Raw genomic sequence first — 15,789 nt, forward strand, 5'->3', positions numbered from 1 at the left:
GAGGGGGCAGAAAAAATGAATGATTTATCGACAATGAGCAGCTTGTCAAAGGAAGAAATTTTACAGCTGATTGAAGAAGCATGTGCATTGAAAAAAGGGAAACAGGAACATGGTTTAGCAGGTGAGTTTGTAGCGAACCTCTTCTTTGAACCAAGTACAAGAACGCGTTTTAGCTTTGAGGTGGCAGAGAAGAAACTTGGAATGAATGTGCTGAACCTAGACGCAGCAAGTACCTCTGTTCAAAAGGGAGAGACCCTTTACGATACAGTGAAAACACTTGAATCCATCGGAGTCAAGGCATGTGTCATCAGAGACAGTACCGACGAATATTACAAAGAGCTGATTGGGAAGGTCGGGATTCCAATCATTAATGCTGGAGATGGCTGCGGACAGCATCCTACACAATCATTGCTGGATTTGATGACGATCTTCGAAGAGTTTGGCGGTTTTGAAGGCTTAACGATCTCGATTCATGGTGATATCAAACATAGCAGGGTGGCAAGGTCCAATGCTGAAGTCCTCGCAAGACTAGGAGCGACAGTGCTCTTTTCAGGACCAGCATCCTTCCAAGATGAACAAAATCCTCATGGAACGTATGTCGAAGTGGACGAAGCCATGAAGCGGTCTGACGTGGTGATGCTGCTGAGAATTCAGCATGAAAGGCACTCAGAAAAGATGGGCAATGAGGGTTACTTATCTACTTATGGATTAACAGTAGACAGGGCAAGCAAAATGAAAGAAAGAGCGATTATTATGCATCCAGCACCAGTAAATAGAGGTGTTGAAATAGATGATTCATTAGTAGAGTCAAAACAGTCAAGGATTTTTAAACAAATGGAAAATGGTGTGTATATCCGAATGGCTGTGTTAAAAAGAGCTTTTCAAAATAGCAGACTACATCAAAAAGGGAGAGATTCTGTCTATGTCATATCTCATTAAAAACGGTTTTATCTTAACAAGCACAGGGGAAAGAGTGCAGCAGGATATTAGGGTAGAAGGAAAAGTGATTCAAGCAATGGGTCACTTAGAAAGAGAAGACGGAGAAGAAGTCATTGATGCAGCAGGGCTATTTGTATCACCAGGTTTGATTGATCTGCATGTGCATTTAAGAGAGCCAGGCGGCGAGAAAAAAGAAACCATTGAAACAGGTTCTAAGGCAGCAGCAAGAGGCGGGTATACGACCATTGCAGCAATGCCGAATACACGACCAGTTCCAGATACAAAAGAACAAATGGAATGGCTGATGAATCGAATCAAAGAGACCTCCTCTGTAAGAGTACTGCCATACGCTTCCATCACGACGAGACAAATTGGCGAAGAGATGACAGACTTTGCAGCGTTAAAAGAAGCGGGCGCATTTGCCTTTACGGATGACGGTGTTGGTATTCAAACCGCAGGCATGATGTACGAAGCAATGAAAAAGGCAGCAAGCCTTGATCAAGCCATAGTGGCGCACTGTGAAGATAACTCACTCATTTATGGAGGATGCGTTCATGAAGGAGACTTTTCAAAAGCAAATGGGTTAAACGGGATACCGTCAATTTGTGAATCGGTGCATATTGCAAGAGATGTCCTCTTAGCAGAAGCAGCGAATTGTCATTATCATGTATGTCATATCAGTACAAAGGAATCCGTCCGAGTGGTACGCGATGCAAAAAAAGCAGGCATTCGTGTGACGGCTGAGGTCTCTCCACATCACCTTCTCTTATGTGATGCAGACATTCCAGGTCTTGACACAAACTATAAAATGAATCCGCCGCTCAGAGGAGCAGAAGATCGCGAGGCACTGATCGAGGGACTTTTAGATGGCACGATTGATTTTATTGCCACAGACCATGCACCGCATACAGAAGAAGAAAAGAACGAAACGATGCAGAGGGCACCATTTGGGATTGTCGGACTTGAAACAGCGTTCCCGCTTCTGTACACACGTTTTGTGAAAACAGGGGAATGGACATTAAAAGAACTTGTTGATTATATGACCATCAAACCAGCAGAAGCCTTTGCTCTTCCATACGGAAAGCTGGAAGAAGGTCAAATCGCTGATATCACACTGATTGATTTAAACAAAGAAATGGCAATTGACAAAAAAAGCTTCTTATCTAAAGGACAAAATACACCGTTTGACAAATTGACTGTATCAGGATGGCCGGTCATGACACTTGCATCTGGGAAAGTCGTTTATGAAGAGGGGAGACTAGTAAAATGAAGAGACGCTTAGTGCTAGAAAACGGAACAGTATTCGAAGGAACAGGCTTTGGCAGCTTAGAACCGTCAGTCGGAGAAGTCGTCTTTAACACAGGGATGACGGGCTATCAAGAGATATTGTCTGACCCCTCGTACTGCGGACAAATTGTCACACTCACTTACCCGCTGATCGGCAACTACGGCATTAACCGTGATGATTTTGAATCGATCACACCGTTTGTGAAAGGGCTGATCGTGAAAGAGCTTTGTGAAAAGCCTTCAAACTGGCGTTCTTCATACTCACTTGATGAGTATTTAAAAATGAAAAAGATCCCGGGTCTTAGCGGCATTGATACACGCAAGCTCACGCGCATGATTCGAAGTGCAGGTACATTAAGAGGAGCTTTTGCAGGACCGGATGAACAAGTAGAAGACGTTTTGAGCCGCCTTCAAACAATGCAGCTACCAACAGATCAAGTAAGCCAAGTATCTGTGAAAAATGCGTATCCAAGTCCAGGAAGAGGCAAAAGAATTGTGCTTGTCGATTTCGGCATGAAGCATGGCATTTTGCGCGAACTCAATAAGCGAGATTGTGATGTCATTGTGGTGCCATACAATATCACGGCAGATGAAGTATTACAGTTAAAACCAGATGGCATCATGCTTTCAAACGGACCTGGGGATCCAGTCGATGTGCCAGAAGCGGTTGAAATGATTCAGCAGCTGATTGGAAAGGTACCACTCTTTGGTATCTGCCTAGGACACCAGTTATTCGCGCTTGCGTGCGGCGCAAGTACAGAAAAAATGAAATTTGGGCATAGAGGATCCAATCATCCAGTCAAAGAACTAGCAACTGGCAAGGTAACCTTGACGTCTCAAAACCATGGCTACACGGTTAGCGCCATTAATGAAGACGTGCTTGAAGTCACACATATTGCGCTAAATGACAATACCATTGAAGGATTAAAACATAAAGAAGCACCAGCATTCACTGTCCAGTATCACCCAGAAGCATCACCGGGTCCAGAAGATGCGAACTACTTATTTGACGAGTTCATGGACATGATTCATACAACTGAGAAAGAAGGGGAAGAAGTATGCCAAAACGCGTAGATATCAAAAAGATTTTAGTGATCGGTTCAGGTCCAATCATCATCGGTCAGGCAGCGGAGTTTGACTATGCAGGCACACAAGCTTGCTTAGCGCTAAAAGAAGAGGGCTATGAAGTCGTTCTTGTGAACTCTAACCCTGCGACGATCATGACGGATACAGAAATGGCCGATAAGGTATACATCGAACCACTGACACCAGAATTTTTAACACGAATCATTCGAAAAGAACGTCCTGATGCGATTTTGCCGACACTTGGCGGACAAACTGGATTGAACCTTGCTGTTGAATTATCAGATCTTGGTGTACTCGCTGAATGCGGTGTTGAAGTACTAGGCACCAAGCTGTCAGCTATTCAAAAAGCAGAGGACAGAGATTTATTCCGTAATCTAATGAATGAATTAAATGAACCTGTACCAGAAAGTGAAATCATCCATAACCTTGAAGAAGCGATGGCATTCACAGATCAAATCGGTTTCCCGGTCATTGTTAGACCAGCCTATACACTAGGCGGAACAGGCGGCGGAATTTGTACAAATGAGCAAGAATTAAAAGAAATCGTCGAGAATGGACTGAAGTTAAGTCCGGTGACACAATGTTTGCTTGAAAAAAGTATCGCAGGCTTTAAAGAAATTGAATATGAGGTCATGCGTGACAGCGGAGATCATGCCATTGTGGTTTGTAACATGGAAAACTTTGATCCTGTCGGCATCCACACAGGCGACAGTATCGTTGTGGCACCAAGTCAAACGCTAAGTGATCGTGAATATCAGCTGCTTCGTAATGTGTCACTCAAGCTGATCCGTGCACTTGGCATTGAAGGCGGATGTAACGTACAGCTGGCGATTGACCCAGACAGCTTCCAATACTATATTATCGAAGTAAACCCGCGCGTGAGCCGTTCTTCTGCTCTTGCGTCTAAAGCAACTGGATATCCAATTGCAAAACTTGCAGCGAAAATCGCAGTCGGCCTAACACTTGATGAAATGATGAACCCAGTCACAGGCAAAACATATGCAGCGTTCGAGCCAGCACTTGACTATATTGTTTCAAAAATCCCGCGCTGGCCTTTCGATAAATTTGAATCTGCCAACAGACGACTTGGAACACAAATGAAAGCAACGGGTGAAGTCATGGCGATTGGCCGCACATTAGAAGAGTCTCTTTTAAAGGCTGTGCGTTCACTTGAAGCGGATGTGCATCACATTGAATTAAAAGACGAAGCGGACATTACAAACGAAGTGCTTGAAAAGCGGATTATCAAAGCAGGAGATGAGCGTCTGTTTTATATCGCTGAGGCGCTAAGAAGAGGCTATACTGTCGAACAGATTCATGAATTCTCGAAAATTGATTATTTCTTCCTTCATAAACTGGAAGGCATCATCGCTTTTGAAAAGACACTAAAAGAAAACAAAGGCAATGTAGACGTTTTAAAAGAAGCGAAAGAAAAAGGTTTCTCAGATATTTATATTAGCCGCGAATGGAATATGAATGAGGCAGATGTCTATAACCTAAGAACAGAAGCAGGCATCGTTCCTGTGTATAAGATGGTGGACACATGTGCGGCAGAATTTGAATCAGAAACACCGTATTTCTACAGCACATATGAAGATGAAAATGAATCCGAACGAACAGATAAGAAAAGTGTCATCGTGCTAGGCTCAGGTCCAATCAGAATCGGACAAGGGGTTGAATTCGATTATGCGACCGTTCATTCAGTGTGGGCAATCAAACAAGCAGGCTATGAAGCCATTATTATTAACAACAACCCTGAAACCGTCTCAACAGACTTTAGTATTTCAGATAAGCTCTACTTTGAACCACTCACTGTAGAAGATGTGATGCACATCATCGACCTTGAACAACCAGAAGGTGTCGTTGTTCAGTTTGGCGGACAAACAGCGATTAACTTAGCAGATGAATTATCAAATAGAGGGGTTAAGATTCTTGGAACTTCGCTTGAAGACCTTGACCGTGCGGAAAACCGTGACAAGTTTGAACAAACATTAGAAACACTCGGCGTGCCGCAGCCAAATGGTAAGACAGCAACGTCTGTGCCAGAGGCAGTAGCGATTGCGAATCAAATCGGTTACCCCGTGCTTGTCCGTCCTTCCTATGTATTAGGCGGCCGTGCAATGGAAATTGTGTATCAAGAAGCTGAGCTACTTCACTACATGGAGAATGCGGTGAAAGTCAATCCGCAGCATCCAGTGCTCATTGACAAGTATTTGACAGGAAAAGAAATTGAAGTAGATGCTGTGTCTGACGGAGAAACGGTTGTCATACCAGGCATTATGGAACACATTGAAAGAGCCGGCGTTCACTCTGGAGACTCCATTGCGGTCTACCCGCCGCAAACTTTGTCTGAGGACATCAAAGCGAAAATCGCAGAATACACGATTAAACTCGCAAAAGGCCTTAACATCATTGGGCTTTTGAACATTCAATTTGTACTATCAAAAGGTGAAGTGTATGTACTTGAAGTGAATCCGCGTTCAAGCCGGACTGTCCCATTCTTAAGTAAAATTACAGGCATTCCAATGGCGAACTTAGCTACAAAGGTTATTTTAGGAGAAAAACTGAAAAACTATGGCTACCAAGAAGGGCTTCATGTTGAGCAAGAAGGCGTATATGTTAAAGTTCCAGTCTTCTCTTTTGCAAAACTAAGAAGAGTAGATATTACACTAGGGCCTGAAATGAAATCAACAGGTGAAGTCATGGGGAAAGATGTCACAATCGAAAAAGCCCTCTACAAAGGATTGATTGCATCAGGCATTCAAATTCCAAAAGACGGAACGGTTCTCCTGACAGTGGCTGATAAAGATAAAGAAGAAGGACTTGAGATTGCAAGAAGATTCCATTCCATCGGCTATCATATTTTAGCAACAGAAGGAACAGCGAATTACTTAAAACAAGCCTCCATTCCATCAAGTGTTGTCGGCAAAATAGGAGAAGAAGGAAAGAATCTGCTGGATGTCATTCGAAATGGTGAAGCCCAATTTGTCATCAACACCTTAACAAAAGGAAAACAGCCGGCAAGAGACGGCTTTAGAATTAGACGTGAATCTGTTGAAAATGGTGTCGCTTGCTTAACGTCACTAGATACAGCGGAAGCGATTTTAAGAGTGCTAGAGAGCATGACATTTAGAGCAGATGAAATGCCAGAAGTGAAAACGAATGCTGAGGTGACAGTAACGATATGAAAAAAGCATACTTGACGGTCGTCTCGAACCGAGAGATCGCTGATCATATTTACGAAATGACATTAAAGGGTGATCTTGTTGAATCCTTTCAAACAGCTGGACAGTTTCTTCATATAAAGGTCAGTGAATCCATGACACCGCTGCTGAGAAGACCGATCAGTATTGCCGATATTCATGCCGAAAAGCAAGAAGCAACCATCATTTACCGCGCAGAGGGAGAGGGCACAAAGCTCCTTTCCCAAAAGCGGGCGGGAGAATCAGTCGATGTGTTAGGACCGCTTGGAAACGGCTATGACCCTTCAGTCGTTCAGGCCGGACAGACCGCATTATTAGTCGGTGGAGGAATCGGTGTGCCTCCGCTATATGAACTGTCTAAGCGGTTAACGAAAAAAGGCGTCATCGTAAAACATGTTCTCGGTTTTCAATCGAAAAAGGATGTATTTTATGAGGAGAAGTTTCAAGCACTCGGAGATACGTTTATCGCAACCGTTGATGGGACATATGGTTCGAAAGGTTTCGTGACAAATGTCATTGAAGAGAATGAGCTGGACTTTGATGTCTTGCTTTCCTGTGGACCGACACCTATGTTAAAAGCACTAAAAGACTCTTATCCCGATAAGCCTGTCTATATTTCAATGGAAGAACGAATGGGCTGCGGAATCGGTGCATGCTTTGCTTGTGTCTGTCATACCGATCAGCACGAGAAACCGTACGTTAAAGTTTGTCTGGATGGACCTGTTTTTAAAGCGGAGGAGGTGGCGCTATCATGCTAAACATCGAATTACCCGGCTTATCTTTAAAAAATCCAATCATTCCTGCATCAGGCTGTTTTGGATTTGGAAAAGAATTCGCATCATTATATGACCTTTCCTTGCTGGGTGGCATCATGATTAAAGCCACGACCTTTGAACCGAGATTTGGCAACCCGACACCGAGGGTAGCTGAGACAGGAGCCGGTATGCTGAATGCGATTGGTCTCCAAAATCCAGGTCTAAAAGGCGTGCTTGAACATGAATTACCTTGGCTTGAGCAGTTCGATACCCCTATTATTGCCAATGTTGCTGGATCACAAGTTGATGATTATGTTGAAGTAGCAAAGCAAATTAGTCAAGCAAGCAATGTTCACGCCCTTGAACTGAATATCTCGTGTCCGAATGTGAAAACAGGCGGAATTGCCTTTGGGACCGATCCAGAAATGGCGGCTACATTGACAAAAGCTGTTAAGGAAGTTTCCTCCGTTCCTGTTTATGTGAAACTGTCACCTAATGTAGCCAATATCGTTGAGATTGCTAAAGCGATTGAATCGGCTGGAGCGGATGGACTCACCATGATCAATACCTTGATTGGGATGCGTTTAGATTTAAAAACAGGCAAACCCATTCTTGCCAATAAAACAGGCGGATTATCAGGTCCTGCTGTAAAACCTGTTGCCATCCGAATGGTGCATGAGGTCAGTCAGGCCGTTTCTATTCCGATTATTGGAATGGGCGGGGTGCAAAGCGCTGAAGATGTACTTGAATTTTTACTAGCTGGCGCAAGTGCGGTAGCTGTTGGGACAGCCAATTTTGTGAACCCATTTATTTGCCCGGAAATCATTGATGAACTGCCGAATGTGTTAGCGGCTTATGGGTATTCATCTGTAGAGGAATGCATCGGAAGGAGCTGGAAACATGAAGCACTTGCCCATCATCGCGCTTGATTTTCCGTCAGGACAGGAGGCGCACGCCTTTATAGATCGTTTTGAAGGCACTCCATTATTCGTAAAGGTCGGCATGGAGCTGTTTTACCAAGAAGGTCCTGCCATTATTGATGCACTGAAAGAAAAAAATTGCCGTATTTTCCTTGATCTGAAGCTTCATGACATTCCAACAACTGTGCAAAAAGCGATGAACAGGCTTGCTGCACTTGGTGTTGATTTGGTGAATGTGCATGCAGCCGGCGGGAAAAGAATGATGCAGGCGGCCATAGAGGGGCTTGAAAGCGGAACCCCCGCTGGGCAAAATCGCCCAGGCATTATTGCAGTGACCCAGCTGACAAGCACGTCAGAAGATACGATGAAAAAAGAATTACTAATTGACCGCCCATTGCAAGAGGCTGTGCTTCATTATGGACAATTGGCATATGAAAGTGGACTTGATGGTGTGGTGTGCTCTGTTCATGAATCAAAACAGCTTCATGAACAAATCTCTCCTTCCTTTCTCACTGTGACACCAGGAATTCGCTTACCAAATGATCAAACGGATGACCAAAAGCGTGTGGCGACACCTGCCTTTGCCAAAGAACAGGGTGTTTCACAGATTGTTGTGGGAAGATCGATCACAAAAGCCACAAACCCAGTGGAAGCTTATCAACAAATTTTGAAAGAGTGGGAGTGACTGCCGGATGAAAACGAAAATCGCGAAGCATTTATTACAAATCAAAGCTGTCTCTTTAAAACCAGACGAACCATTTACATGGGCGAGCGGTATCAAATCACCGATTTACTGTGACAATCGCCTCACCTTGTCTTATCCTGAGGTCAGAGGGGACATTGCGGAAGGTTTAAAAGACTTGATTCTCACTCATTTTGAAGGAGCGGAAGTTGTCGCAGGTACAGCTACAGCTGGCATTCCTCATGCGGCATTAGCAGCTGATCGTCTGAATGTACCGATGTGTTATGTAAGAAGTAAACCAAAAGCACACGGAAAAGGAAATCAAATTGAAGGAGCCGTATCACCTGGACAAAAGGTGGTTGTCGTAGAAGACCTCATCTCAACTGGAGGCAGCGTTCTTGAAGTTGTGGCTGCTCTAGAAGAAGAAGGCTGTGACGTACTCGGAGTTGTTGCGATCTTCACTTATGGACTGCCAAAAGCAGCTGCGGCTTTTCAAGAGAAAAACATTCCCTATGTCACGCTGACAGACTATGACACACTGACAGAAGTGGCACTTGAGCTAAAAGCAATTGAGCCTTCTGCTATGAATAAACTAAAACGCTGGAGACAGGATCCTTCGTCTGAATCTTGGATGGAAGAAACGGTCTAAAAAGCTTGTCTTGTTTTAAAAAAGCTGTGCTGCACTGCACAGCTTTTTATTTGGTTAAAAATAGTAAAATAGACTCAAATTTAAATAAAAACTAATCCTATCAATAAAGTCGGGTTGACTTTTGTTTGAATTGTGTTAATATTTAATACAAATTAAAACTCTTATCCAGAGAGGTGGAGGGACTGGCCCGATGAAGCCCGGCAACCTGCGATTTGCAAGGTGCTACTTCCTGCAAAATGATTCTATTTTGAAAGATAAGGAAATCGTGAGCTTCCTCATCTTTCTTTCGGACTGAAAGAAAGTTTTTTTATTTTAACGGTGAGGAGGAAGAGGAGATGGAACTGAAACAAAACCAGGATGAGGACTTAGTGAAGCATATGCAAGAGCTGATTGGGGATATGAAATTCGGTTCAATTACGTTGATCGTTCAGGACGGTCAAGTGATTCAAGTGGAAAAAAATGAAAAAATCAGATTAAAGTAGTGCGGAGAATAGCAATAGAAGCAGTACTCCGGAAGGGGAGAAACAATGTTAACTTATGAAAATTGGCAAGAGCCGTCCATTACATTTCAAGAGGACGATTTGTATAAAGGGGCCCTATCTGTGCTGAAATGGGCGTACGGCCACTATGGTGATCAGCTCGTTTATGCATGCAGTTTTGGCATTGAAGGCATTGTCCTGATCGATCTTATTGCGAAAGTAAAAAAAGATGCAAGAATTGTCTTTTTAGATACAGGTCTGCATTTCAAGGAAACATACGACACCATTGATGCAGTTAAGGAAAGATATCCTGGTTTAGACATCGTGCTGAAAACACCTGAGCTGACGGTGGAAGAGCAGAATGAGCAGCATGGTGATAAATTATGGGAAACGAATCCTCAAAGCTGCTGCCATATGAGAAAGGTCATTCCATTGCAAGAGGCACTATCTGGCTATCCGGCATGGCTGTCTGGTTTAAGAAGAGAGCAGTCGCCTAAACGAGCAGGTACGAACTTCTTAAATAAGGATGAAAAATTCCAATCAGTCAAAGTATGTCCGCTCATCCACTGGACGTGGAAGGACATATGGAGATATGCGTCTAGAGAGGATCTTACTTATAATCCGCTGCATGACCAAGGATATCCAAGCATCGGGTGTGCACCTTGTACACAGCCGGCATTTACTGCTGATGATTTGCGTTCTGGAAGATGGTCAGGGACAGCAAAGACTGAGTGCGGATTACATGAGTAAGGGAGCATAATGTATGGAAATCGCCGCAATTTTATTTAGCTTATTCTTTGCTTTAAATATTGGCGCAAGCGGAGCAGCCGCTTCGATGGGCATCGCATATGGTTCAGGTGCGATCAAAAAGCCAATATACGCGCTCAGCGTTTGTGCAGTTGGAATATTAGCAGGTTCAGTGATTGGCGGCGGTGAGGTCGTCAAAACGATCAGCTCCGGGATTATGCCTGAATCTGTCATCACACTTGAAATTGTGTGTATCATCATTGGCTCGGCCGCATTATCACTTTTCATAGCGAATCTCTTGGCCATTCCTTTATCCACAAGTGAGGTCACAGTAGGAGCTGTGGTCGGTGTGGCAGCCGCATATAAAGTGCTGTATGTGAAATCGATCTTAGTCATTGTCTCTTTTTGGGTGATTATTCCGATTGTTGCCTTTGTTTTTACCTTTGCTGTTGTCAAAATCATCAGATTGTTCCCTAAACGGACATTATCCAAAAAAGGTACATTGATCTTATCTGTTGTTTTGATTATCAGTGGGTTTTTAGAAGCGTTTTCAGCCGGCATGAACAATGTCGCCAATGCGGTCGGCCCGCTTGTCGCGTCAGGTGTTTTATCAGTCGGGCAAGGAACCCTTTACGGCGGAATCTTTGTGGCCATTGGGGCGCTGCTTCTAGGAAGAAGGGTACTAGAAACAAACGGAAAGAAAATTACACGCTATCAAACGGGTGAAGGCATTCTATTATCGAGCACCGGTGCAGGACTTGTCATCGTCAGCTCTATATTCGGACTCCCTGTTCCCCTTACTCAAATTACCTCCTCGTCCATTATTGGGCTTGGTATGGCAAAGGGTGGACCGAACATTTTTCATAAACATGTTGTGAAAAAAATGCTGAAGGTATGGGTTGTGTCACCTTTCTTATCACTTAGTCTATCTTATTTGTTGGTAAGCCTTTTCTTAAAAGGAGACTATTACTCTATCTTTATCATGATGAGTGTACTGCTTGCTTCACTAGGTGCACTGAGTCTTATGAAGGCAGTTAAAAATGAGAGCAGCTCGATTCATGAACAGGGCGGCGGGATTTAAATATAAATCCGACTATTAACATCTAATAAATATGAACATTGAGAGGAAGATGAACAAATGAGTTTAACACCACATGGTGGCGTATTAATTAATCGAGTAAATGAAGAATTTGATCTAAGCACAGCTGCGAAAGAAATTGAGCTGGATGCCATCTCTTTTGCAGACCTTGAACTCATCGCAATTGGCGGGTATAGTCCAATTGAAGGGTTTTTAACGAAAGCTGATTATGAAGCAGTTGTCAGCAGTATGCGACTAGCAAGTGGTGTCGTTTGGTCTCTTCCGATTACTTTGCCTGTCACAAAGGAAAAAGCAGCGGAGATCAATCAAGGTGACATTGTTCGTCTATCGTATAATGGAACAGTATACGGGGTCATTGAGGTGGAAGATCAATACACACCTGATAAGGAAAAAGAAGCAGTGAATGTGTATAAAACAGATGACCGCAATCACCCAGGCGTGAAAAAATTATTTGAACGCGGTGATACGTATATTGGTGGTAAAATTACACTGACGAAACGCAGCGAAAAACCTTTCCCGCAATTTACGTATGAGCCAGAAGAAACAAGAAAACAGTTTAAAGAAAACGGCTGGAAAACCATTGTCGGTTTCCAAACGAGAAACCCAGTCCATCGTGCGCATGAATACATTCAAAAGACAGCACTGGAAACAGTGGATGGTCTATTTCTAAATCCACTTGTTGGTGAAACAAAATCTGATGATATTCCAGCAGATGTAAGAATGAAAAGCTATCAAGTATTACTGAACGGTTATTACCCGAAAGACCGCGTCTTTTTAGGTGTTTTTCCTGCTGCCATGCGTTATGCTGGACCAAAAGAAGCCATTTTTCATGCGCTTGTGCGTAAAAATTATGGCTGTACACATTTTATTGTCGGCAGAGATCATGCAGGTGTTGGTGATTATTACGGCACATACGAAGCGCAGGAGCTATTTGAACAATTTACAAGCGAAGAAATTGGGATCACACCATTAAAATTTGAGCACAGCTTTTACTGCAATACATGTGAAGCCATGGCAACACCGAAAACATGCCCACATGATAAAAGCGAACATGTCATTCTCTCAGGTACAAAGGTCAGAACGATGCTGAGAAATGGTGAATTACCACCGAGCACGTTCAGCCGAAAAGAAGTCATTGAAACATTAATCGAAGGATTAAAAACGACGGTATCTTAAAGGAGGATATGACATGAGCAACGAACATATCGTGTGGCATGATTCATCTATTACTAAAAAAGAATATCAACAGAAAAACAACCATACAAGCGGGATCATTTGGCTGACAGGTCTAAGCGGTTCAGGTAAATCGACGATCGCCAACGCAGCGGCTCGAGAGCTGTTTGAACAGGGGTACCAAGTGACAGTCCTTGATGGCGATAACGTACGCCATGGACTCAATAAAGACTTAGGCTTTTCAGATGACGACAGAAAAGAGAACATTCGGCGCATCGGTGAAGTGGCGAAATTATTTGTTGAGCAAGGAACGATTGTTATTACTGCTTTTATTTCACCATTTCAAGAAGACCGCCAAATCGTAAGACAGTTAGTCGAAGACGGAGAATTTCACGAAGTGTTTGTGAAATGTGATCTGAACGTGTGTGAAGAGCGTGATCCAAAGGGATTATATAAAAAAGCAAGAAACGGCGAAATTCCATTTTTCACGGGAATCGATTCACCATACGAAGAGCCAGCTGCGCCTGAGCTCGTCCTAGATACAGGTGAATTATCACGCGAGGAGTCAAAACAGCGCCTTGTTGATTATGTAAAGGATAAAACGAAATAATCGCCTGATGGCAGGGGGAGAAAGCAAGATGGGGAAAGTATACATTGTTGGTGCCGGACCGGGTGACCCAGACTTAATTACGCTAAAGGCCCATAAGGCAATACAGCAGGCAGATGTCATTTTATATGATCGTCTTGTCAATCAAGAGATTCTTGCCCATGCCAAACCGGAGGCGGAGTTGATCTATTGCGGCAAACTGCCGAATCATCATACGATGAGACAGGAAGCGATTAATGAAGCGCTTGTTGCTCATGCGAAGGAAGGGAACATAGTCGTTCGTCTAAAAGGCGGTGATCCCTTTGTATTTGGCCGTGGCGGTGAAGAAATCGAATGCTTAGCTGAGCATGGTATTCCGTATGAAGTTGTCCCGGGGATTACTTCTGGCATTGCAGCGGCTGCTTATGCAGGCATTCCAGTCACGCACCGAGAATTCAGCTCAAATGTTGCGTTTGTGACAGGGCATTATCAAAAGGATGAACATTTTGAAGAAAAGTGGGAAGCGCTGGCGACGGGGATTGATACCCTTGTCATTTACATGGGCGTCAAAAACGTGGAAAGAGTCCAGCGGCTGCTTTTGAAAAATGGGCGGAATCCTGAAACCCCAGCTGCGTTTATTCACTGGGGAACGACCACAAGGCAAAAGACGACTTGCTGCACGGTGGCGACACTATCTAAAACGGTTGAAAAAGAAGGGATCGAGCACCCAAGTTTAATTGTGGTAGGAGATGTCGTTCACTTTCATCAAAAGTTGAACTGGTTTGAACCAGCACTGATTGAGAAATGAGAACAAAGGTGAAAAGACACGTGTAGACATCGTGTCTTTTCGTCTGAATAAAACTAAGGTCGCAAGGAGGAGTCAAATGAAACAAGCTGTCCTTTATGTTGGGCATGGAAGCAGGGTAAAAGAAGCACAGGATAAAGCCATTTCTTTTATGAAAAGCTGTATGCCGTTAGTCGAAGCAGATATCCAAGAAATTTGTTTTTTAGAGTTGACGGACCCTTCAATCGAAGAAGGGTTTGAGACTTGTGTACAAAAAGGAGCAACCCACATTGCGATCGTCCCGCTCCTCCTTTTAACTGCCATGCATGCCAAATCAGATATTCCAGATGAGATTGTGAAAGTACAAAAACGTTTCCCACAAGTGAAGGTGACATATGGAAGACCTATAGGCGTGAACCAAGAAGTCACGAAAGCGGTTATCGCAAGGATTGAAGAAGCAGGATACAAGGGAGAGCACGCAAAAATTCTCTTAATTGGCCGTGGAAGCTCTGATCCAGATGTAAAGCGGGATGTGTTTGGCATTGCAGATGATGTCCGAAGCATGTTGCCTTGTGCAGAGGTTTTTCCGTGTTTTATTACAGCGTGTGAACCGAATTATCGTGACGTCTTAGCACAGTTAACAGTAGATGATGATACGCCTGTCTATCTCGTGCCTTATCTTTTATTTACCGGCATTTTAATGAAAGAGATTGAGAGTGAAGCGAATCAGGCGAGAGAGCGGCTGCGAGATGTCCGTGTCTGCCGATATATTGGGTTTCATCCCCATGTAAAAGCAGCTTATATTGAACGTGTGCAGGAAACCATCTTAAACAAAGAGGATGCGTTTCGTTTTCAAGGAGAAAGCCATGCTTCCAGTTCATCTTGATCTAACCAATAAACATGTGCTAATTGCCGGCGGTGGAAGGATTGCGGCTAGAAGGACGAGTGCGCTATGCATGGAGCCATGCAGCATAACCATTGTGAGCCCTGACATTTGTGATGAAATGGCGAATCTCATTGAGACATATCAGCTGACTTGGAAGAAAAAGAAAGTGGATGCGGAAGATGTAAAGGATGCATTTTTAATTGTCGCTGCTACAGACGATCCTTCAGTAAACGAGTGGATGACGCAATCAGCGCTTCCTCATCAGCTCGTCAACTGTGTGAGCCAGTCAGAGCTAGGCAATGTGATTGTGCCAAAGGTTGTAAGGGCAGGAAAAGTAACAATCTCCATATCTACGAGTGGTGCAAGCCCAGCCCGCACTAAACAGCTGGCTGCGGCCATTGAGACCTTGCTTGAACAAGAGGATGTAGATGCACTGGATGAGCTCTATATAGAAAGAAAAAAAAGACAAAGAAAAAGCCGATAAAATCTCATCTAAAGATTTAATCGGCTCTTT

The 15,789-nt window shown here is 43.7% G+C and carries 16 protein-coding genes and 1 riboswitch; all 16 genes read left to right on the forward strand.

Annotated elements, in window-relative coordinates; translation table 11 throughout:
• Window positions 1-15 precede the first annotated feature (15 nt).
• The 16 genes from NSQ64_RS08545 (at window position 16) to NSQ64_RS08620 (ending at window position 15,759) form a co-directional block, all read left to right on the forward strand.
• A complete protein-coding gene (locus tag NSQ64_RS08545) occupies window positions 16-939 on the forward strand; it encodes an aspartate carbamoyltransferase catalytic subunit (protein ID WP_017367206.1) in 924 nt (307 codons plus the stop codon).
• The gene (locus NSQ64_RS08550) at window positions 923-2,209 is read left to right on the forward strand and encodes a dihydroorotase (protein WP_035392124.1); all 1,287 of its coding nucleotides are present in this window, start codon (window positions 923-925) and stop codon (window positions 2,207-2,209) included. Before NSQ64_RS08545 ends, NSQ64_RS08550 begins: the two co-directional genes overlap by 17 nt.
• Window positions 2,206-3,300, forward strand: a complete 1,095-nt coding sequence (locus NSQ64_RS08555; protein ID WP_326241493.1) for a carbamoyl phosphate synthase small subunit — start codon at window positions 2,206-2,208, stop codon at window positions 3,298-3,300. The genes NSQ64_RS08550 and NSQ64_RS08555 overlap by 4 nt, the downstream gene beginning before the upstream one ends.
• On the forward strand, window positions 3,285-6,500 hold the full coding sequence (gene carB / locus NSQ64_RS08560; RefSeq protein WP_039166760.1) for a carbamoyl-phosphate synthase (glutamine-hydrolyzing) large subunit: 3,216 nt from the start codon (window positions 3,285-3,287) through the stop codon (window positions 6,498-6,500). The genes NSQ64_RS08555 and carB overlap by 16 nt, the downstream gene beginning before the upstream one ends.
• Window positions 6,497-7,273 (forward strand): dihydroorotate dehydrogenase electron transfer subunit, encoded by a 777-nt coding sequence (locus NSQ64_RS08565; protein WP_171465313.1) that lies wholly within the window; start codon window positions 6,497-6,499, stop codon window positions 7,271-7,273. Before carB ends, NSQ64_RS08565 begins: the two co-directional genes overlap by 4 nt.
• Window positions 7,267-8,199: a dihydroorotate dehydrogenase gene (locus NSQ64_RS08570; RefSeq protein WP_341015992.1), complete on the forward strand. Its 933-nt coding sequence runs from the start codon at window positions 7,267-7,269 to the stop codon at window positions 8,197-8,199. Before NSQ64_RS08565 ends, NSQ64_RS08570 begins: the two co-directional genes overlap by 7 nt.
• Window positions 8,171-8,875 carry an orotidine-5'-phosphate decarboxylase gene (pyrF, locus tag NSQ64_RS08575; RefSeq protein WP_024720326.1) on the forward strand — a complete coding sequence of 235 codons (705 nt, stop codon included), beginning with the start codon at window positions 8,171-8,173 and terminating at the stop codon, window positions 8,873-8,875. Before NSQ64_RS08570 ends, pyrF begins: the two co-directional genes overlap by 29 nt.
• Before the next feature lie 7 nt (window positions 8,876-8,882).
• Window positions 8,883-9,521 carry an orotate phosphoribosyltransferase gene (gene pyrE, locus NSQ64_RS08580; protein ID WP_017359346.1) on the forward strand — a complete coding sequence of 213 codons (639 nt, stop codon included), beginning with the start codon at window positions 8,883-8,885 and terminating at the stop codon, window positions 9,519-9,521.
• A 158-nt stretch (window positions 9,522-9,679) separates the two neighbouring features.
• A riboswitch (SAM riboswitch) is annotated at window positions 9,680-9,782 on the forward strand.
• A gap of 74 nt (window positions 9,783-9,856) precedes the next feature.
• On the forward strand, window positions 9,857-10,003 hold the full coding sequence (locus NSQ64_RS08585; RefSeq protein WP_008344920.1) for a YezD family protein: 147 nt from the start codon (window positions 9,857-9,859) through the stop codon (window positions 10,001-10,003).
• Between the two features lie 45 nt (window positions 10,004-10,048).
• Window positions 10,049-10,750, forward strand: coding sequence for a phosphoadenylyl-sulfate reductase (locus tag NSQ64_RS08590; RefSeq protein WP_008344917.1), 702 nt, complete (start codon window positions 10,049-10,051; stop codon window positions 10,748-10,750).
• 13 nt (window positions 10,751-10,763) lie between these two features.
• A complete protein-coding gene (locus NSQ64_RS08595; protein ID WP_008344915.1) occupies window positions 10,764-11,828 on the forward strand; it encodes an inorganic phosphate transporter in 1,065 nt (354 codons plus the stop codon).
• Window positions 11,829-11,885: 57 nt separating this feature from the next.
• Window positions 11,886-13,022, forward strand: coding sequence for a sulfate adenylyltransferase (gene sat, locus NSQ64_RS08600; RefSeq protein WP_045034247.1), 1,137 nt, complete (start codon window positions 11,886-11,888; stop codon window positions 13,020-13,022).
• Window positions 13,023-13,035: 13 nt separating this feature from the next.
• Window positions 13,036-13,629, forward strand: coding sequence for an adenylyl-sulfate kinase (gene cysC / locus NSQ64_RS08605; RefSeq protein ID WP_008344911.1), 594 nt, complete (start codon window positions 13,036-13,038; stop codon window positions 13,627-13,629).
• A gap of 28 nt (window positions 13,630-13,657) precedes the next feature.
• Entirely contained in the window at window positions 13,658-14,413 is a 756-nt protein-coding gene (gene cobA, locus NSQ64_RS08610) for a uroporphyrinogen-III C-methyltransferase (protein WP_024720329.1), read from the forward strand.
• A 76-nt stretch (window positions 14,414-14,489) separates the two neighbouring features.
• On the forward strand, window positions 14,490-15,275 hold the full coding sequence (locus NSQ64_RS08615) for a sirohydrochlorin chelatase (protein WP_017367214.1): 786 nt from the start codon (window positions 14,490-14,492) through the stop codon (window positions 15,273-15,275).
• On the forward strand, window positions 15,256-15,759 hold the full coding sequence (locus NSQ64_RS08620) for a precorrin-2 dehydrogenase/sirohydrochlorin ferrochelatase family protein (protein WP_039166748.1): 504 nt from the start codon (window positions 15,256-15,258) through the stop codon (window positions 15,757-15,759). The genes NSQ64_RS08615 and NSQ64_RS08620 overlap by 20 nt, the downstream gene beginning before the upstream one ends.
• Window positions 15,760-15,789 lie beyond the last annotated feature (30 nt).

This window comes from Bacillus sp. FSL W8-0183 (genome assembly GCF_038006825.1).
Lineage (GTDB): Bacteria > Bacillota > Bacilli > Bacillales > Bacillaceae > Bacillus > Bacillus altitudinis.